We start from the raw sequence: 16,513 nt of genomic DNA, 5'->3' as shown, positions 1-16,513 counted from the left end.
GAGGGCTCAGCCAGCCGGTTCGGGTTCGAGCCGTACGCAGAGATCGTTGTCGGTAGAGTAACACGGGGTGGCCCGGGTGCCCGGCCCCGTACTGCGACCGGGATAGACGTGGATCTTCTTGCGGTCCCAGATGTCGTCGAGGATGCGGGAGACCCGTACGCCGGTCCCCGGCCCCTCCTCCGTCCCCCCGGGGAGCAGCCAGAGCGTCCACAGCTGCTGGGCCGTGACGGGTCCGTCGGCCAGCCGGTCCAGCGGGAGCGTGAAGGCGAAGGTCCCGTCCTCGCCGCTGGCGGTGACCGGCGCCCGCACGACCCGCCCGGCGGCCCCGGGCTGCCGGGCCTCCGCCTGTGCGCCGTCGCGCACCCGCGCCCCGTGGAGCCGTCCCTGGACGGTCATCGAGGCCCCGTCGAGGGTCACCGCCCCGGCCTCGGCGTGCGGTGCCCGCAGCCAGCAGCGCACCGCGAGCCGCCCGTCGAGGGTCGGGTACGGGATGCGGACCGCGACGCGCCCGGTGCCCGGAGCGGGGTCGACGAGCCGTCGCAGGTCCCTGATCCCCGGCTCGACGGCCACCGCCCCGTCGTCGCCCGCGTCCGCCTCCCGCAGGTGGACGTCCCAGCGGCCCTCCGCGTACTCGGCCGTGGCGGGCAGCACCGCGCGCAGCCGCCCGTCGTCCAGCGCACCGAGCGGCAGCCGTACGGTCTGGGCGTCCGGGCCCCTGGCCCCGCGCAGCCGGAGCAGCAGTTCGGGCGCCTCGGTGCGCCCGGCACCGTGAACGTCGAGGTCGAAGGTGATCCGGCCGTCGGGTGCCACGGTGCAGTCGGCCCGGGGCGCGCGTCGCTCGGTGGTGGTCATGCGGTCTTCCCCTTGCGGATCACGGCGGCTGCCTTGTAGCGCAGGGCGTACGCCCCGTCCATTACGGTGCCCCTGGCCCGGTGCACGGCGGTGCTCACCGCGCCGTGCGAGCGGGTGCGCGGGCCGCGCGAGGCGAGTTCGGCGAAGAGCTGTGCGTGACGTTCGGCGATCACCGCCGGGTCGAAGCGCCGCGAGGCCTCCAGCGCGGCCCGCCCCGCGCGGTGGCGTGCCGCGTCGTCCTGGATCAGGCCGAGCAGGGCACCAGTGACCGCCGCGGTGTCCCCGACGGGCACCAGACGCCCGTCGGTGCCGTCGTCGATGATCTCGCGGGGACCGTGCGGGCAGTCGGTGGCGACGACCGGCAGCCCACAGCGCATCGCCTCGACAATGGTCATCCCGAAGGACTCGCGGTCCGAGGTCACCGCCGCGATCGACCCCTTGGGCCATTCGGCCTCCAGCGGGTTGACCGGGCCCATCAGGAGCACGTGCTCGTGCAGCCCCAGTTCGGCGACGAGGCTGAGCAGCGTCTGCCGTTCGTTGCCGGTCGCGTCACCGCCCCCGTAGATGCGCAGCCGCCAGTCCGGGCGGACGGCGACCACGTCGGCGAAGGCCCGTACGAGCAGGTCGTACCGCTTGACCTTGTGCAGCCGTCCCGCGGCGATCACCCATGTGCGGTCACCGTCGGCGGGCGCGACGGCCGGCGCGGGCACGCTGTTGGGGATGGCCTCGATCCGTACGCCGGGCAGCCTGAAGCCGGACCGGTAGCCGCGGGCGTCGGCCTCGGTGACGGTGGTGATCGCGTCGAGCAGGGCGTACCGGTGCCCGATCTCACGGCGGAGCCGGTAGCCGTGACTGTCGAGGGTGAGGTGTTCCTGGCCGATCAGGACCGGGCCGCGGCGGGCCTGCCGGGTGAGGTGCACGTTGAGCCCGGGGCGGGTGCCGACCACGACGTCCGCCTCCAGGGAGCGCAGGTGCGCCGCCAGCCGTGCGTCACTCAGCCTGCTGTACTGCCCGTACCTGCTGTCACCGCGCGGGAAGACGGCCGCCGGGCGGGCGTAGTCGGGGGCGTCGCCGTCGTACGCCGGGCTCTTCTTCCGGAGGTCGACGAGGTGGCTCATGCGCACGCCCTCGGGTGCGCCCAGCGCGGGGACGTCACGGTGGCGGAAGACCGAGACGATCTCGACATCGTGGTGCCCGGCCAGCTCCCCGGCGAGGTTGAACGTCGTGCGGATCGTGCCCCCGACCCCGTAGGCGTTGTGGAGCAGGAAGGAAATGTGCATGGAACGCCATGTCTCCCGGTTCGGCTGATCAGCGGCGGCTGCACTGGGCAGGACGGCTCAGGCCGGTGGGCGGTTCACTCCGAATGAGACAAGTTCCGGCCAACTGCAGGCACGTCAACTTTCCGGTTATGTCGCCGTATTAAGGGCTGGGTGTATCCGCGAGTCGATCACATCGGTCATGCCGCGCCTTCACAAGAACGGGATGAACGGGTATCAAACACCCGTCCGGGTCCGGATATTCACCCTCCACGCCAGTTGGTTCGATTACGTTCCCCTTCCCGCGTGACCCCGGCCATGGATCTCCCGTTGTCCTATCCATGAGCCGGGAACCTCCCGGCGCACGCACCGAGTTCGAGGAGCCACCCGTGCCGCGCATGCTCGACGTCAGCGAGGACGTTCGCGCCGAGATCGGCGATGCCGAAGCAGACCGGCTGCTGGCCGGGGGCAGCGCCCCGGGCAGTTACGACTGCACCTCCTGCCGCACCCCAGGCGACTCCGAGCAGGAACGCACCAGCACGGTGCTCTTCGTCGGTGACGAGACGGCGGTCCTCGCCTTCGCCCACGCGACGTGCATCCCCTCCCAGGTCGTCCAGGTCGCCGAGGAGCAGCTGCAGGGCGCCGTACGCAGCATCACCGGTGACGAGCGCGGCGGCGCGGCGCTGCCGCAGGGCCTCCCCGGCGAGCAGGCCGTCCTCGGCATCACCAGCGGTCTCGTTCTGATCGACGACGACCTCCACCCGGCCCTCGTCGTCGAGCCGACCGGCGCGATCGCCCGTCCGGGCACGGACGGCAGTCAGGGCGACGAGTTCCTCCAGCTGCTGATCGAGCAGGGATTCCACTCGGTCCACCGGATGGAGGAGGCGCCCGCCGCGCTGCCCGGCTGGTCGATCCTGCTCGCCATGGGCCAGCTGCACGCCGTGCTCCAGCCGGGCACCGACGGCGGCGCGCCGGTCGCGTGGTGGCAGGCCCATACGCCGCTCCAGGTCACCGAGGGCTGGCGGGCGGCGGCCGGCAAGTCACAGACCGTTCTGGTCTACGCCGCCCCCGCCGGGGCGATCGGCCAGCAGCCCCGCGAGGACCTGATGCGCGACGCCCTGGACAAGGCCGCGGCCGAGGGGCTGCTGGTCGCCGCCGCGATGCCGCTGGCCGGGACCTGATCGTGGCGGCCAGTCTCCCGCGCCGACGACGAGCCGCGATTTCTCCGCCGGGCCCGCATCCGACGGAGAGCGAGGTCGTTGGCAGATACGTGCACTCATACGACTCCTCCCACCAGCGTCCGAGCCCGATTCCCGCCATGCGGCCCTCGCAGGACCCTTCGGGCGGTCCGTCCCAGACTCCGATCTACGACGCGCTGTACTCCGAGTACCGCCGGTCGTTCCGGGCGCTGCCGGGTGATCGGAGCGGTGAGGAGAATCTCGGCTTCATGGCCTTCGGCCTCGGGCTCTTCGGCAGCCGTCTCCCGGTGAGCGGCCATTCCGGCCACTCGGCCGGATTCTCCACCGGGCTCGCCGTGACCGGCGGGATCGACGGGATGGGGAGGGTCGGCGGGATCGGCGGGGCCGCTGGCGGGATCAGCGGCGGTGGTCCGGGGGTCCAGGGCCCCGGCAGCTGGCAGCGGGTGGGCCGGCACTCCGGGCGTGGACGTCCGGCCGCTCTGCCTCCGGGTTCGCGCGGTCTCTGATCCCGCGGCCGTGCCCCATGGACCGTGGTGCCATGACAGGGCCCCGGTCCGCCTCTCGTACGGGGCGGACCGGGGCCCTGTCATGGGACCGGCGGTACTACTTCTTGCGGCCGCGCTTCTCGCGGACCCGGACGGAGATGTGGATCGGAGTGCCCTCGAAGCCGAACTCCTCACGCAGTCGGCGCTCGACGAACCGGCGGTAGCCGTGCTCCAGGAAGCCGGAGGCGAACAGCACGAAGCGCGGCGGCTTGGTGCCCGCCTGGGTGCCGAAGAGGATCCGGGGCTGCTTGCCGCCGCGGACGGGGTGCGGGTGGGCGGCGACGATCTCACCGAGGAAGGCGTTCAGCCGACCGGTGGGGATGCGGGTCTCCCAGCTGGCCAGGGCGGTCTCGATCGCCGGGACGAGCCGCTCCATGTGACGGCCGGTGGTGGCGGAGACATTGACCCGCGGCGCCCACGCGACCTGCGCGAGCTCCGTCTCGATCTCGCGCTCCAGGTAGTAGCGGCGCTCCTCGTCGAGCTTGTCCCACTTGTTGTAGGCGATCACCAGGGCGCGCCCGGCCTCCACGGCCATGGTGATGATGCGCTGGTCCTGGACGCTGACCGACTCGGACGCGTCGATCAGGACGACGGCGACCTCGGCCTTCTCCACGGCGGCGGCGGTGCGCAGCGAGGCGTAGTAGTCCGCGCCCTCCTGGAGGTGGACACGACGGCGGATACCGGCCGTGTCGATGAACTTCCAGGTGATGCCGCCGAGCTCGATCAGCTCGTCGACCGGGTCGCGGGTGGTTCCCGCGAGCTCGTTGACGACGACGCGGTCCTCGTTGGCCACCTTGTTCAGCAGGGAGGACTTGCCGACGTTGGGGCGGCCGATGAGCGCGATCCGGCGCGGGCCGCCGACCGCGGTGCCGAAGCGCTGCGCCGGGGCCTCCGGAAGCACTTCGAGCACGGCGTCGAGCAGGTCACCGGTGCCGCGGCCGTGCAGCGAGGAAACCGGGTGCGGCTCACCGAGGCCCAGCGCCCACAGTGCGGTGGCGTCCGCCTCGCCGCTCTGCCCGTCCACCTTGTTGGCGCACAGCACGACGGGCTTCCCGGCCCGGCGGAGGAGCTTGACGACGGCTTCGTCGGTGTCGGTCGCGCCGACGGTCGAGTCGACCACGAAGACGACCGCGTCGGACGCCTCGATCGCGTACTCGGCCTGGGCGGCGACGGAGGCGTCGATGCCCAGCACGTCCTGCTCCCAGCCGCCGGTGTCGACGACCTTGAAGCGGCGGCCGGCCCACTCCGCCTCGTAGGTGACGCGGTCGCGGGTGACACCGGGCTTGTCCTCGACGACGGCCTCACGGCGGCCGATGATCCGGTTCACCAATGTCGACTTGCCGACATTGGGGCGGCCGACGACGGCGAGCACGGGCAGCGGCCCGTGACCGGCCTCGTCGATGGCGCCCTCGACGTCTTCGAGGTCGAAGCCCTCCTCCGCGGCGAGCTCCATGAACTCCGCGTACTCGGCGTCGCCAAGTGCTCCGTGCTCGTGCTCCGAGCCGTCGGAGTGAATCTGGTCGTTCATGAAGTCCGTTCCTCTTTGCATCATCGATGGGCCGCGAACAGGCGGCCCACTACTCAAGTCTTACTTAACGCCCGGTGAAGCGCCTGGCCTCGTCCAGATGGGCGGTCAGCCGCCCCTGGATCCGTACCGTCGCCTCGTCCAGCACCTTGCGTGTACGCCGTCCGCTGCCGTCACCGGCTTCGAAGGCGTCCCCGAAGACCACGTCGACCCGGCTGCGCAGCGGCGGCAGTGCCGATATCAACCGTCCGCGCCGCTCGGTGCTTCCCAGGACGGCCACGGGCACGATCGGCGCCCCGCTGCGCACCGCGAAGTACGCGAGCCCGGCCCGCAGGGAGGCGAAGTCGCCCTCGCCCCTGGTGCCCTCCGGGAAGATCCCGAGGACCCCGCCGCCCTCCAGCACGCCCAGGGCGTGGGTGACGGCGGTGCGGTCGACGGTCGTACGGTCCACCTTCAGCTGGCCGATTCCGCGCAGGAACGGGTCGAGCGGGCCGACGAACGCCTCTTTCTTGATCAGGAAGTGGACGGGCCGGGGCGCGGTGCCCATCAGCATCGGCCCGTCGATGTTGTGCGCGTGGTTCACCGCGAGTATGACGGGTCCGGAGGCGGGCACCCGCCACGCGCCGAGGACGCGGGGCTTCCACAGTCCGTACATCAGCCCGATGCCGATGCCGCGCCCGACCGCCGCACCGCGCGGCGTGGGCGGCGGCGAGCCCTTGGTGACTCCGGTCACCGCGAGGCCCGCTTCTCCTCGACGAGGGTGACGACACACTCGATGACCTGCTGAAGGGTCAGCTCGGTGGTGTCCACCTCCACGGCGTCGCCCGCCTTGGCCAGCGGGGAGGTCTTACGGCCGGAGTCGGCCGCGTCCCGCTTGATCAGCGCCTCCTTGGTGGCGGCCAGGTCGGCGCCCCTGACCTCGGCGCTGCGCCGGGCGGCGCGGGCCTCCGGGGAGGCGGTGAGGAAGATCTTCAGGTCGGCGTCGGGCAGGACGGTGGTGCCGATGTCCCGTCCCTCGACCACGATGCCCCCTCCGGCCGCGGCGGCGATGGAGCGCTGGAGCTCGGTGATCCGGGTGCGCACCTCGGGGACCGCGCTGACCGCGCTGACCTTGGAGGTGACCTCCTGCGTGCGGATCGGGCCCGAGGCGTCCTCGCCGTCGACGGTGATCGTGGGGGCGGCGGGGTCCGTGCCGGAGACGATCACCGGCTTGTCGGCCGCGGTGGCCACCTCCGTCGCGTCCTGCACGTCGACGCCGTTGTTCAGCATCCACCAGGTGATCGCCCGGTACTGGGCGCCGGTGTCCAGGTAGCTCAGGCCGAGCTGCGCGGCGACGGCCTTGGACGTGCTCGACTTGCCGGTGCCGGAGGGCCCGTCGATGGCTACGATCACTGCGGCCGGGGCCGTACGGGTTTCCACGGTGGTGGACACCTTCCTGATAACACGGGGTGTGCGGGACGGGGGCGTGTGCGAACCCGCCCCCGCACAAGGTTACCGAGTGCCGGGGCGGGTCCGTTCACCCCTGTGGACAACCGGCGACCGGCGCCCGCCGCTACTGCCGTATCGACCAGCCGCGCTCGCGCAGCGCGGCGCTCAGCGCGGGGGCCGCGCTCGGCTCGACCATCAGCTGCACCAGCCCGGCCTGCTGCCCGGTGGCGTGCTCGATGCGCACGTCCTCGACGTTGACCCCGGACCGTCCGGCGTCGGCGAAGATCCCGGCGAGTTCGCCCGGCCGGTCACTGATGAGCACGGAGACCATCTCGTACGCGGTGGGGGCCGTGCCGTGCTTGCCGGGCACCCTGACCCGGCCCGCGTTGCCGCGGCGCAGGACGTCCTCGATGCCCTCGCTGCCCGCCCGGCGCCGGTCGTCGTCCTCGGACTCCAGACCGCGCAGCGCCCGTACCGTCTCCTCCAGGTCGGCGGCGACCCCGGCGAGCACGTCGGCGACCGGGCCGGGGTTGGCGGCAAGGATCTCCACCCACATCCGGGGGTCCGAGGCGGCGATCCGGGTGACGTCCCTGATGCCCTGGCCGCAGAGGCGTACGGCGGTCTCGTCGGCCTCCTCCAGGCGGGCGGCGACCATCGACGAGATCAGCTGCGGGGTGTGGGAGACCAGGGCGACGGCCCGGTCGTGCGCGTCGGCGTCCATCACGACCGGGACGGCGCGGCAGAGCGCGACCAGCTCAAGGGCCAGGTTGAGCACCTCGGTGTCGGTGTCCCGGGTCGGTGTGAGGACCCAGGGCCGTCCCTCGAACAGGTCCGCGCTGGCGGCGAGGGGGCCCGACCTCTCCTTGCCCGCCATGGGGTGCGTGCCGATGTACCGCGTGAGGTCGAGGCCGAGCGCCTCCAGCTCGCGGCGGGGGCCGCCCTTCACACTGGCGACGTCCAGATAGCCGCGGGCCACGCCGTCCCGGAGGGCGGTGGCGAGCACCGGGGCCACATGCGCGGGCGGCACGGCGATGATCGCCAGGTCCACCAGGCCCTCGGGCGCCTCGTCCGTACCCGCGCCCAGCGCGGCCGCGGTGCGGGCCGACCGGGGGTCGTGGTCGCGGAGGTGGACCTGGATGCCGCGACCGGCGAGGGCGAGGGCTGCGGACGTGCCGACGAGGCCCGTTCCGATGACGACGGCGGTTCTCACTGGGCGATGTCCTTGCGGAGTGCGGCGGTGGCACCGAGGTACACATGGGCGATCTCGGACTTGGAAAGGTAGGTCTCGACATGCGCGAGGACCCGCACCACGCGGGGCATCGCCCCCGTGATGTCCAGCTCCTGGGCGCAGATCAGCGGTACGTCGACGATACCGAGGCCGCGCGCGGCGGCGGCCGGGAAGTCGCTGTGCAGGTCGGGGGTGGCGGTGAACCAGATGCTGATCAGGTCGTCCGCGACGAGGTGGTTGCGCTCCAGGACGGCGGTGAGCAGGGCACCGACCCGCTCGTTCATGTGCCCGGACTCGTCCCGGTCCAGCTGGACCGCGCCGCGGACCGCTCGTACCACCACGGGGTGCTCCTCGGTTGCTCGTAGCGTTGCTCGCAGCGTGCGGCGGTTGCCCGGCCGCGTGATCCTTACCGGTCAGCCTAAGGGCTGTCCGTAATCACCGGCGCAAGCCGTTTCCGCTCCCGTACGCTCGCCCGCATGATCGTTCCCGGCCCCGAGGCCCTTGTCCGCGACCACACGGTCTACTCCTGTGTGATGGGCTCACGCGCCTTCGGGCTCGCCACCGAGGAGAGCGACACCGACCTGCGCGGGGTGTTCCTCGCGCCGACCCCGCTGTTCTGGCGGTTCGAGAAGCCGCCGACGCATGTCGACGGCCCGGCGCCGGAGCAGTTCTCCTGGGAGCTGGAGCGCTTCTGCGAGCTGGCGCTGCGCGCCAACCCCAATGTGCTGGAGTGCCTGCACTCGCCGCTGGTGGAGCACGCCGACGCCGTGGGCCGCGAGCTGCTCGCCCTGCGCGGCGCCTTCCTCTCCCGGCGGGCCCATCAGTCCTTCGTGCGGTACGCCGCGAGCCAGCGCGCAAAGCTGGAGGCGGACGTACGGCGGTACGGGGCACCGCGCTGGAAGCACGCCATGCATCTGCTGCGCCTGCTGGCCTCCGGGCTGGACCTGCTGCGGACCGGCGAGCTCACGATCGAGGTGGGCGCGGCCCGCGAGGAGCTGCTGGCGGTGAAGCGGGGCGAGGTGCCGTGGGCGGAGGTGGAGCGCCGGATGACCCGCCTCGCCGGGGAGAACGACGAGGCGGCGGGAGGCTCCCCGCTTCCGCCCGAGCCGGACCGGGCCCGGGTGGAGGACTTCCTGGTCCGCGTCCGCCGGGCCTCCGCTTCCTGGCCGGACACGGCCGGGCGTGCGGACCGGGCCCCGGCCAGCGGACGGCAGGGCGACGACAGGCCCTAACGCCCCAGCCGCGCCCGCACCACGAGATCGTGCAGCGCGTCGAACCCTCCGGCCGTCTCCGGGAGCCGCGAGCCGGCCTGGGCCCGGTCCAGCACCCCGTGCAGCGCCTCGACGTCCCGGGCCGCCACGGCCCCGGCCTCCTCCCCCGCTGCCCCGTGCTCGGCCCCGGCCTTCGCCTCGATCAGGCCGGGCAGGTAGGCCGGGGCCGGCACCTCCCCGAGGAGGGTCGGCAGATGGGCCAGCACCTCACCGGCGCGCATCAGGTGGATTCCGGTGAGCAGCGCCCGGAACGTGTACAGCAGCGGCTTCAGCTCGCCGGTCTTCTCGAAGAGCCGCCACTGGGTGCCGGCGAATCCCCGGTAGTGGTGGGCGTGGTTGCGGGTGAGCACGTCCGGAGCCAGGGCCAGCAGCTCCGCGTGGATCTCGCTGGTGCGCACGACCAGCGGCGAGAGCAGCTGCTCCAGCACGTAGCCGTTCGGCTTCAGCATCAGCCGGACGAACGTGCGCAGGTCGTGCGTGACGAGGTCCATCTCGACGCCGTCCGCGTCCCACATCCGCGAGCGCGTCTCCTCGGCCCCGCGCAGCCCCACGAGATCCTCCGCGGGCAGGAGATGGACCCCCCGAAGGTCCACGTCCGAGTCCGCGGAGGGGAACCCGTACAGATGTGCCCCCGATACCGTGGCGAACAGCAGCGGATGGCGCTCCTGGGCGAGAACCGGGCCGAAGTCCGTGACCGGCAGCCCGGCTCGCTCAAGGTGTCCGTCGGCTTGTTCGTTCTGTGTGCGCATGGCTCAAGAATCCCAGAGCGCCCCCAGTGCCAGCAGGTCGCTGCGGTACTCGATCCGCTCCGCCCACTCCTTGGGCCAGGCTCCCGCGCCCAGGTGGGCTCCGGCGAACGCGCCGGTCAGGCAGGCCAGGGAGTCCGAGTCGCCCCGGGTGCAGGCGGCGCGGCGCAGTGCGGTGACGGGTTCCTCGGGAAAGAGAAGGAAGCAGTGCAGGGCGGTGGCCAGGGCCTCCTCGGCGATCCAGCCGTCCCCGGTCCGCTCGCAGGGGTCGGTCTCCGGGGACGGGTCGCGCAGGGCGTCCTGGACGCGGGCGAGGGCGGTGAGGCACTCCTCCCAGCCGCGCTGGATGTACCGCTCGGGCGAGGGGTCGCCCGCGTGGCGCCACAGGTCGCCGAGCCAGCGCGTGAGGTACCGGCCGCTGTTCTCGTACGCGTAGGAGCGCAGCTGTCCGACCAGGCCCGTCGGTTCGGCTCCCTGCGCCAGCAGGTACACGGCGCGGGCGGTCAGGTCGGACGCGGCGAGCGCGGTCGGGTGGCCGTGGGTGAGGGCGGCCTGCAACTGGGCGGCCCCGGAGCGCTGTTCCTCGCTCAGGCCGGGGACGAGTCCGACCGGCGCGACCCGCATGTTGGCGCCGCAGCCCTTGGAACCGGTCTGGCTGGCCTCCTGCCAGAGCCGGTCGCTGTCGAGCAGCCGGCAGGCGGTCATGCAGGTGCGGCCGGGGGCGCGGTTGTTGTCGGGCGAGTGGTACCAGTCGACGAACTCCTCGCGCACCGGGCGGGCCAGCCGCAGCGCGGTGAGCAGTCCCCGGTCCGTGGCGGTGCGGATGCCGCGTGCCAGGGCCAGCGTCATCTGGGTGTCGTCGGTGACGAACGCGGGCTTCGGCAGCCGCATGGTGCGCCACGGTCCGCACTTCGCGAGGATCGACGGCACGTTGTTGAACTCGGTCGGGAAGCCCAGCGCGTCGCCGAGCGCCAGCCCGGTGAGCGCGCCGGTGGCGGCCTGTTTGGTGATGGTCCTGGTCACGATCACGTGCTTCTTCCTTCCGGTCTCAGCAGTGGCGGGTGCAGCGTGGTGGCGGCACCCGCCCGGTAGAGCGCGGCCGGTTTTCCCCGTCCGCCGGTCCGGCGCGGGGCCCCTTCCACGGCCTGGACGAAGCCGGGCGTGGCGAGGACCTTGCGCCGGAAGTTGGGGCGGTCCAGCTCGACGCCCCAGACCGTCTCGTACACCTGCTGGAGTTCTCCCAGGGTGAATTCGGGCGGGCAGAAGGCGGTGGCCAGACAGCTGTACTCAAGCCTGGCGCCGATCCGGTCGTGGGCGTCGGCGAGGATGCGGTCGTGGTCGAAGGCGAGCGGGCCGGGTGCGGCGGCGTCCCACCACTGGGCGCTGGCCGCGTCCCCGCCGCCGCGCGGCTCGGGCAGATCGGGGACGAGGGCGGCGTAGGCGACCGAGACGACCCGCATCCTGGGGTCGCGGTCCGGCTCGCTGTAGGTGCGCAGCTGTTCCAGGTGGAAGGCGCTGACCGCGTTCTCCGTCAGTCCGGTCTCCTCGGCGAGCTCCCGGCGGGCGGCGCTCCCGGCGGACTCGCGGGGCAGGACGAAGCCACCGGGCAGTGCCCAGCAGCCCTTGTACGGTTCCTCGCCGCGTTCGACGAGCAGGACGTGCAGCCGGCTGCCGCGGACCGTGAAGACGGCGAGGTCGACGGTGACCGCGAAGGGCTCGAAGGCGTGCGGGTCGTAGCCCTCGGGAGCGCGGGCGTTCATCGGTTCTCCGGCAGGGGCGGGGCGAACCGCCAGCTGTCGGCGAGCAGTGCGTCGACGGCGGCGACCGCGGTGGCCAGGCGCTCTTGGCGGGTGCCCGTGATTTCGACGAACCGCCTGTCGGTGCGGGTGAGTTCGGCCCGGAAGCGGTCGGTCATCCAGGGGCGGAGTTCCTCGCCGTCGCGCAGCCCGTCGTCCTCGAAGGCGACGCCCTCGTGGTCGGTGAGCAGCCACAGGTGGTGGCGGACCCGGTCGGCGGTCCGCTCGACGAGCGGGTTGCGCCCGCCGACGTACCGCTCGTGCCAGACGGTGGTGGCGAAGGAGTCCGTGTCGCAGAAGAGGACCGGCGAACCGGTCCGCGCGGCCTCCTCCTCCCTGGTGTTCTGGACCTGGGCGATCAGCGGGAAGTCGTCGGTGGTGAAGACGACGTCCTCCCACTGGGCGCCGGGGTGACGGGAGCGCAGCGCGGCCAGTTTCCGTTCGCTGAACTCCCGCCCGTACTCGTCGACGCAGGCGGTCCGCGCCCAGATCCCGCCGCGGGCGCGGTAGTGCCGGGCGAGGGCGCGGGCCAGGGTCGTGGTGCCGGTGGACTCGGCGCCGAGCACGACGACCCGGCGGGCGAGGGCGGCCCGTACGGGCGGCTCCAGGAAGTCCCAGCAGCCGACCGGGTCCTTGCGGACGGCGGTGCCGGAGACCGGGAAGAGAGCGCGGTCCGGGTCGACGCAGACGGAGGCGGCGCCGAACCTGCGGGCCAGTTCGGCCCCGTACGTCTCCGAGGTGAAGACGGCGTCCACCGGCTGGGGCACGGCCGCGGTGAAAACGGCCATGTGCGCGTCCCAGACCGCCGGGTCGTGGACGTCCATGGGGATGTCGTCGACGGCGCCGACGACCCTCACGTCCGGGTGCACCTCACGCATCCACGCCACCCGGTCGGCGAGCGGCACGGATTCGACGGAGGCGGCGCAGACCAGGACGGTCAGCCGCTCGCAACGGTCCCGCGCGGTGCGGACCAGGTGGTGGTGGCCCGCGTGAGGCGGGTAGAACTTGCCGAGGACCAGCCCGTGCCCGAAGCGCTTCACGCCGCCGCTCCCACGGGCTCGCGCCGCTGTCCGGCCAGATCGCGGCGCCAGTTGCGCAGACCGGTCAGGCAGAGCGCCAGGAACCCGCAGTACAGCAGCGAGGTCAGGTAGAGCTCCTTGTACGCGTACAGCGGGATGTACACCACGTCGGCGGCGATCCAGAGCCACCAGGACTCGACGAGCTTGCGGCACTGACCGTACGTCGCCGTCAGGGACAGCGCGGTCGTCAGGGCGTCCCAGAAGGGCACGGTCGAGTCGGTGGCGCGGGCGAGCAGGCCGGTGAGGGCGAGTGTCCCCACCGCCCCCGCCACGAGCAGCCAGGTCCATTCGGTGCGCGTGGTGCGGCGCACCGGCAGGTCCGGTGAGCCCGGTCCACCCCCGTGGGTCCAGGTCCACCAGCCGTACGCGGCGAGGGCGATGAAGACGATCTGGAGGCCGGCGTCGGCGTACAGACCGGACTGGGTGAACAGCAGGATGAAGAAGACGTTGTTGGCGATGCCGATCGGCCAGTTGGCGAGGTGCTGGCGTGCCACGAGCCACACGCAGAGTGCCCCGCTGCCGAAACCGAGCACCTCGGTCCAGCTGACCGGGGTGCCGAGCACCGTCATCAGGGGCTGCTGCAGGGGGTCGAGGTATTCCGCGAGACTCACGCCCGCCTCCTTCTTAATAGTCATACTGACTATAAAGCGGTGAGGGGCAGGAGAAAAGACCCGCGGCCGGTTCCTGTCCGGATTTCGGAGACAGGAACCGGCCGCGGGCCGTGGAGCGGACGTCCGGGGGCCTACAGGCCGACCTCGCGCATCAGCATGCCGACCTCGGTGTTGGTCAGGCGCCGCAGCCAGCCGGACTTCTGGTCGCCCAGCGGGATCGGCCCGAAGGCGGTGCGCACGAGCCGCTCGACCGGGAAGCCCGCCTCGGAGAGCATCCGGCGGACGATGTGCTTGCGGCCCTCGTGGAGGGTGACCTCGACCAGGTAGTTCTTCCCGGTGTTCTCGACGACCCGGAAGTGGTCGGCGCGGGCGTACCCGTCCTCCAGCTGGATGCCGTCCTTGAGCCGCTTGCCCAGGTCGCGCGGGAGCGGGCCCTGGATGGCCGCCAGGTAGGTCTTCTTCACCCCGTACTTGGGGTGGGTCAGGCGGTGGGCCAGCTCACCGTGGTTGGTGAGCAGGATGATGCCCTCGGTCTCGGTGTCCAGCCGCCCGACGTGGAAGAGCCGGGTCTCCCGGTTGGTGACGTAGTCGCCGAGGCACTGGCGGCCGTCCGGGTCCTCCATCGAGGAGACGACACCGGCCGGCTTGTTCAGCGCGAAGAACAGGTAGGACTGGGCGGCGACGGTCAGGCCGTCGACCTTGATCTCGTCCTTGTGCACGTCGACACGCATGCCCTGCTCGACCACGATCTCGCCGTTGACCTCGACACGGGCCTGGTCGATCAGCTCCTCGCACGCGCGGCGCGAGCCCATGCCGGCGCGGGCGAGGACCTTCTGCAGCCGCTCGCCCTCCTGCTCGGCGCCGGGGTGCGTCTTGGGCGTCGTGATCTCGGGCTTGTTCGCGTACCGGTCCCGGTTGCGCTGTTCGATCTTGGCGTCGAGTTCGCGCGGGCGGGACGGGGCGCCCTGGCGCCGCTGACCGCCGCCGCTGCGGGCGCCGCCCGGCTGCGGGGTCCGGGGGCCGCCCTTGGCGCCGCCCCGGGCCGCGGCGCCGCGGCCCTTGCGGGGGCCGTCACCGCTCTGCTCGCCGGAGCCCACGTCGTAGCGACGCTCCTCGGGCCGGGGGCGGCGGGGGCGCTGCTCCTGCCTGCCGTCGCGCCCGGCGCCCGCGCCACGGGGGTTCCGGCCGCCGCCGCTCCGGCCGCCACTGCCGCCGCTGCTGCCGCTTCCGCTGTTCCTGCCACTGCTTCGCATCAAAATTCCGTCTTGTCGTCTGCGTGGGTATCCGGGGTGTCCGGTGCGTCCGGATCGAACGACGGCACACCCTCTAGCGTCTCAGCCTCGATCGCGTCCGCCTCGGGGAGGAAGGGCGCGAGCTCCGGGAGCTCATCCAGGCCACGCAGGCCCATCCGCTCCAGAAAGTAGTTCGTCGTCCTGTACAGGATCGCACCTGTTTCGGGTTCCGTGCCCGCCTCCTGCACCAGACCGCGCTGGAGCAGGGTCCGCATGACCCCGTCGCAGTTCACGCCGCGGACCGCGGAGACCCGGGAACGGCTGACCGGCTGACGGTACGCGACCACCGCGAGGGTCTCCAGCGCGGCCTGGGTCAGCCGGGCCTGCTGGCCGTCCAGGACGAAGCGTTCGACGGCCGCCGCGTACGCGGGCCGGGTGTAGAAGCGCCAGCCGCCCGCGACCAGCCGCAGCTCGAAGCCGCGGCGCTGCGCGGTGTACTCGTCGGCCAGCTCGCGCAGTGCGTCGGCGACGGCCCTGCGGGGCCGCTCCAGCACCTTGGCGAGGTGTTCCTCGGTGGCGGGCTCGTCGACGACCATGAGGACGGCCTCCAGGGCGGGCCTGAGGCCGAGGTCCGCGACGGCGGGGCCGCTCGTCTCCTGCTGGTTCATGCCTGTGCGTCCTCCTCGGCGTCCCGCGCCTCGCTGTCGAACTCGTCCGTGACCACGGGCCCGGCGTCCTCTCCCCCGGCCCAGCGCACCAGCAGCTCCCCCAGCGCCTCGGCCTGGTCGAGCGCGACGGCCTTCTCCCGGTACAGCTCCAGCAGCGCGAGGAACCGGGCGACGACGGTGAGGGTGTCCGGGGCGTCCTTGGTGAGCGTACGGAAACTGGCCTCGCCCGCCTCGCGCAGCCGCGCCACCACGATCCCCGCCTGTTCGCGCACGCTGACCAGCGGCGCGTGGATGTGGTCGACGTACACCTGGGGCGCGGCCCTCGGCTGCATGGCCCTCACGGCCAGCTCGGCGAACCCTCGCGCCCCGATGCTGATCACGACCTCGGGCAGCAGCTCGGCGTGGTGCGGCTCCAGCCCGACGGTACGGGGGAAGCGCCGCCCCTCCGAGGCCAGCCGCTCGCTGAGGATCTCCGCGATGCGCTTGTACGCGCGGTACTGGAGCAGCCGCGCGAAGAGCAGGTCCCTGGCTTCCAGCAGGGCCAGGTCCGCCTCGTCCTCCACCTCGGCGGTGGGCAGCAGCCGGGCCGCCTTCAGGTCGAGCAGCGTCGCGGCGACGACCAGGAACTCGGTGGTCTGGTCCAGGTCCCAGTCCGGCCCCATCGCGCGGATGTGCGCCATGAACTCGTCGGTGACCTTCGACAGGGCGACCTCGGTCACATCCAGCTTGTGCCGGGCGATGAGCTGGAGGAGCAGGTCGAACGGCCCCTCGAAGTTGGCCAGCCGGACGGTGAACCGCCCGTCGTCCCCGGACCCGCCGGGCGCGGGCGTCCCGGCCGCCTCGGAAGCTCCGGGCGCCCCGGGGGACCTGGGAGCTTCAGGCGCCTCGGTGACCTCAGGGGCCTCAGGATTCCCGGAGGTTGACGTGGTGGCCCGCTCCGGCGCCGCCGCGCCGCCCGGACCGCGCCCCAGGGGGCGGCGGCGGGCGCGGGCGGGCTCGTCGGTCGTCGGCATGAAGGTCCAGGGGAAAGCGGGATGCGGGCGGCGGGCCGTGGCCCGTACGGGAGGGGCCGCACCG

The 16,513-nt window shown here is 72.7% G+C and carries 18 protein-coding genes; 3 read left to right on the top strand and 15 right to left on the bottom strand.

Features of this window, described 5'->3' with window-relative positions; all coding sequences use genetic code 11:
• Positions 1–6: 6 nt before the first annotated feature.
• Positions 7–852, bottom strand: coding sequence for a transferase (locus ACFVWY_RS06205; protein WP_389867815.1), 846 nt, complete (start codon positions 850–852; stop codon positions 7–9).
• Positions 849–2,132: a glycosyltransferase gene (locus ACFVWY_RS06200; protein ID WP_389867813.1), complete on the bottom strand. Its 1,284-nt coding sequence runs from the start codon at positions 2,130–2,132 to the stop codon at positions 849–851. Before ACFVWY_RS06200 ends, ACFVWY_RS06205 begins: the two co-directional genes overlap by 4 nt.
• Before the next feature lie 365 nt (positions 2,133–2,497).
• Here ACFVWY_RS06200 and ACFVWY_RS06195 point away from each other — a divergent pair, with 365 nt between their 5' ends.
• Positions 2,498–3,289: a hypothetical protein gene (locus ACFVWY_RS06195; RefSeq protein ID WP_389867811.1), complete on the top strand. Its 792-nt coding sequence runs from the start codon at positions 2,498–2,500 to the stop codon at positions 3,287–3,289.
• 137 nt (positions 3,290–3,426) lie between these two features.
• Complete coding sequence (locus tag ACFVWY_RS06190) at positions 3,427–3,813, top strand: hypothetical protein (RefSeq protein ID WP_389867809.1); 387 nt, start codon at positions 3,427–3,429, stop codon at positions 3,811–3,813.
• Positions 3,814–3,910: 97 nt separating this feature from the next.
• Here ACFVWY_RS06190 and der read toward each other — a convergent pair whose 3' ends face one another.
• The 5 genes from der to aroH form a co-directional block, all read right to left on the bottom strand.
• Entirely contained in the window at positions 3,911–5,380 is a 1,470-nt protein-coding gene (der, locus tag ACFVWY_RS06185) for a ribosome biogenesis GTPase Der (RefSeq protein WP_389867807.1), read from the bottom strand.
• A 64-nt stretch (positions 5,381–5,444) separates the two neighbouring features.
• The gene (locus ACFVWY_RS06180; RefSeq protein WP_389867805.1) at positions 5,445–6,149 is read right to left on the bottom strand and encodes a lysophospholipid acyltransferase family protein; all 705 of its coding nucleotides are present in this window, start codon (positions 6,147–6,149) and stop codon (positions 5,445–5,447) included.
• The gene (cmk, locus tag ACFVWY_RS06175; protein ID WP_389867803.1) at positions 6,107–6,808 is read right to left on the bottom strand and encodes a (d)CMP kinase; all 702 of its coding nucleotides are present in this window, start codon (positions 6,806–6,808) and stop codon (positions 6,107–6,109) included. Before cmk ends, ACFVWY_RS06180 begins: the two co-directional genes overlap by 43 nt.
• A gap of 121 nt (positions 6,809–6,929) precedes the next feature.
• Positions 6,930–8,015, bottom strand: coding sequence for a prephenate dehydrogenase (locus tag ACFVWY_RS06170; protein WP_389867801.1), 1,086 nt, complete (start codon positions 8,013–8,015; stop codon positions 6,930–6,932).
• Entirely contained in the window at positions 8,012–8,374 is a 363-nt protein-coding gene (gene aroH, locus ACFVWY_RS06165) for a chorismate mutase (protein ID WP_389867800.1), read from the bottom strand. Before aroH ends, ACFVWY_RS06170 begins: the two co-directional genes overlap by 4 nt.
• Positions 8,375–8,509: 135 nt before the next feature.
• On the opposite strand from aroH, the gene ACFVWY_RS06160 reads away from it, so the two are divergent.
• Positions 8,510–9,265, top strand: coding sequence for a DNA polymerase beta superfamily protein (locus tag ACFVWY_RS06160; protein ID WP_389867799.1), 756 nt, complete (start codon positions 8,510–8,512; stop codon positions 9,263–9,265).
• Here the strand turns inward: ACFVWY_RS06160 and ACFVWY_RS06155 are convergent.
• The 8 genes from ACFVWY_RS06155 to ACFVWY_RS06120 form a co-directional block, all read right to left on the bottom strand.
• Complete coding sequence (locus ACFVWY_RS06155) at positions 9,262–10,053, bottom strand: DNA polymerase beta superfamily protein (RefSeq protein ID WP_389867797.1); 792 nt, start codon at positions 10,051–10,053, stop codon at positions 9,262–9,264. The genes ACFVWY_RS06160 and ACFVWY_RS06155 overlap by 4 nt on opposite strands.
• A gap of 3 nt (positions 10,054–10,056) precedes the next feature.
• Positions 10,057–11,079, bottom strand: a complete 1,023-nt coding sequence (locus tag ACFVWY_RS06150; protein ID WP_389867796.1) for an ADP-ribosylglycohydrolase family protein — start codon at positions 11,077–11,079, stop codon at positions 10,057–10,059.
• Positions 11,076–11,810, bottom strand: a complete 735-nt coding sequence (locus ACFVWY_RS06145; RefSeq protein ID WP_389867794.1) for an NUDIX domain-containing protein — start codon at positions 11,808–11,810, stop codon at positions 11,076–11,078. The genes ACFVWY_RS06150 and ACFVWY_RS06145 overlap by 4 nt, the downstream gene beginning before the upstream one ends.
• Positions 11,807–12,886, bottom strand: coding sequence for an AAA family ATPase (locus tag ACFVWY_RS06140; protein ID WP_389867792.1), 1,080 nt, complete (start codon positions 12,884–12,886; stop codon positions 11,807–11,809). Before ACFVWY_RS06140 ends, ACFVWY_RS06145 begins: the two co-directional genes overlap by 4 nt.
• Positions 12,883–13,536 carry a nicotinamide riboside transporter PnuC gene (pnuC, locus tag ACFVWY_RS06135; RefSeq protein WP_389867790.1) on the bottom strand — a complete coding sequence of 218 codons (654 nt, stop codon included), beginning with the start codon at positions 13,534–13,536 and terminating at the stop codon, positions 12,883–12,885. Before pnuC ends, ACFVWY_RS06140 begins: the two co-directional genes overlap by 4 nt.
• Positions 13,537–13,667: 131 nt before the next feature.
• Complete coding sequence (locus ACFVWY_RS06130; protein ID WP_389867788.1) at positions 13,668–14,789, bottom strand: pseudouridine synthase; 1,122 nt, start codon at positions 14,787–14,789, stop codon at positions 13,668–13,670.
• Positions 14,789–15,436: an SMC-Scp complex subunit ScpB gene (scpB, locus tag ACFVWY_RS06125; RefSeq protein ID WP_389867786.1), complete on the bottom strand. Its 648-nt coding sequence runs from the start codon at positions 15,434–15,436 to the stop codon at positions 14,789–14,791. Before scpB ends, ACFVWY_RS06130 begins: the two co-directional genes overlap by 1 nt.
• A complete protein-coding gene (locus ACFVWY_RS06120; protein WP_389867784.1) occupies positions 15,433–16,449 on the bottom strand; it encodes a segregation/condensation protein A in 1,017 nt (338 codons plus the stop codon). The genes scpB and ACFVWY_RS06120 overlap by 4 nt, the downstream gene beginning before the upstream one ends.
• Positions 16,450–16,513: the final 64 nt, after the last annotated feature.

Origin of the sequence: Streptomyces sp. NPDC058195, from assembly GCF_042883525.1 — a bacterium.
Taxonomy (GTDB): Bacteria; Actinomycetota; Actinomycetes; order Streptomycetales; family Streptomycetaceae; genus Streptomyces.
This window is presented reverse-complemented; position numbering and strand designations above follow the sequence as displayed.

Coding starts and splice junctions, on each gene's coding strand:
- ACFVWY_RS06205 (WP_389867815.1), bottom strand. CDS start 852: ATGACCACCACCGAGCGACGCGCGCCCCGGGCCGACTGCACCGTGGCA.
- ACFVWY_RS06200 (WP_389867813.1), bottom strand. CDS start 2,132: ATGCACATTTCCTTCCTGCTCCACAACGCCTACGGGGTCGGGGGCACG.
- ACFVWY_RS06190 (WP_389867809.1), top strand. CDS start 3,427: ATGCGGCCCTCGCAGGACCCTTCGGGCGGTCCGTCCCAGACTCCGATC.
- der (WP_389867807.1), bottom strand. CDS start 5,380: ATGAACGACCAGATTCACTCCGACGGCTCGGAGCACGAGCACGGAGCA.
- ACFVWY_RS06160 (WP_389867799.1), top strand. CDS start 8,510: ATGATCGTTCCCGGCCCCGAGGCCCTTGTCCGCGACCACACGGTCTAC.
- ACFVWY_RS06155 (WP_389867797.1), bottom strand. CDS start 10,053: ATGCGCACACAGAACGAACAAGCCGACGGACACCTTGAGCGAGCCGGG.
- ACFVWY_RS06145 (WP_389867794.1), bottom strand. CDS start 11,810: ATGAACGCCCGCGCTCCCGAGGGCTACGACCCGCACGCCTTCGAGCCC.
- ACFVWY_RS06130 (WP_389867788.1), bottom strand. CDS start 14,789: ATGCGAAGCAGTGGCAGGAACAGCGGAAGCGGCAGCAGCGGCGGCAGT.
- scpB (WP_389867786.1), bottom strand. CDS start 15,436: ATGAACCAGCAGGAGACGAGCGGCCCCGCCGTCGCGGACCTCGGCCTC.
- ACFVWY_RS06120 (WP_389867784.1), bottom strand. CDS start 16,449: ATGCCGACGACCGACGAGCCCGCCCGCGCCCGCCGCCGCCCCCTGGGG.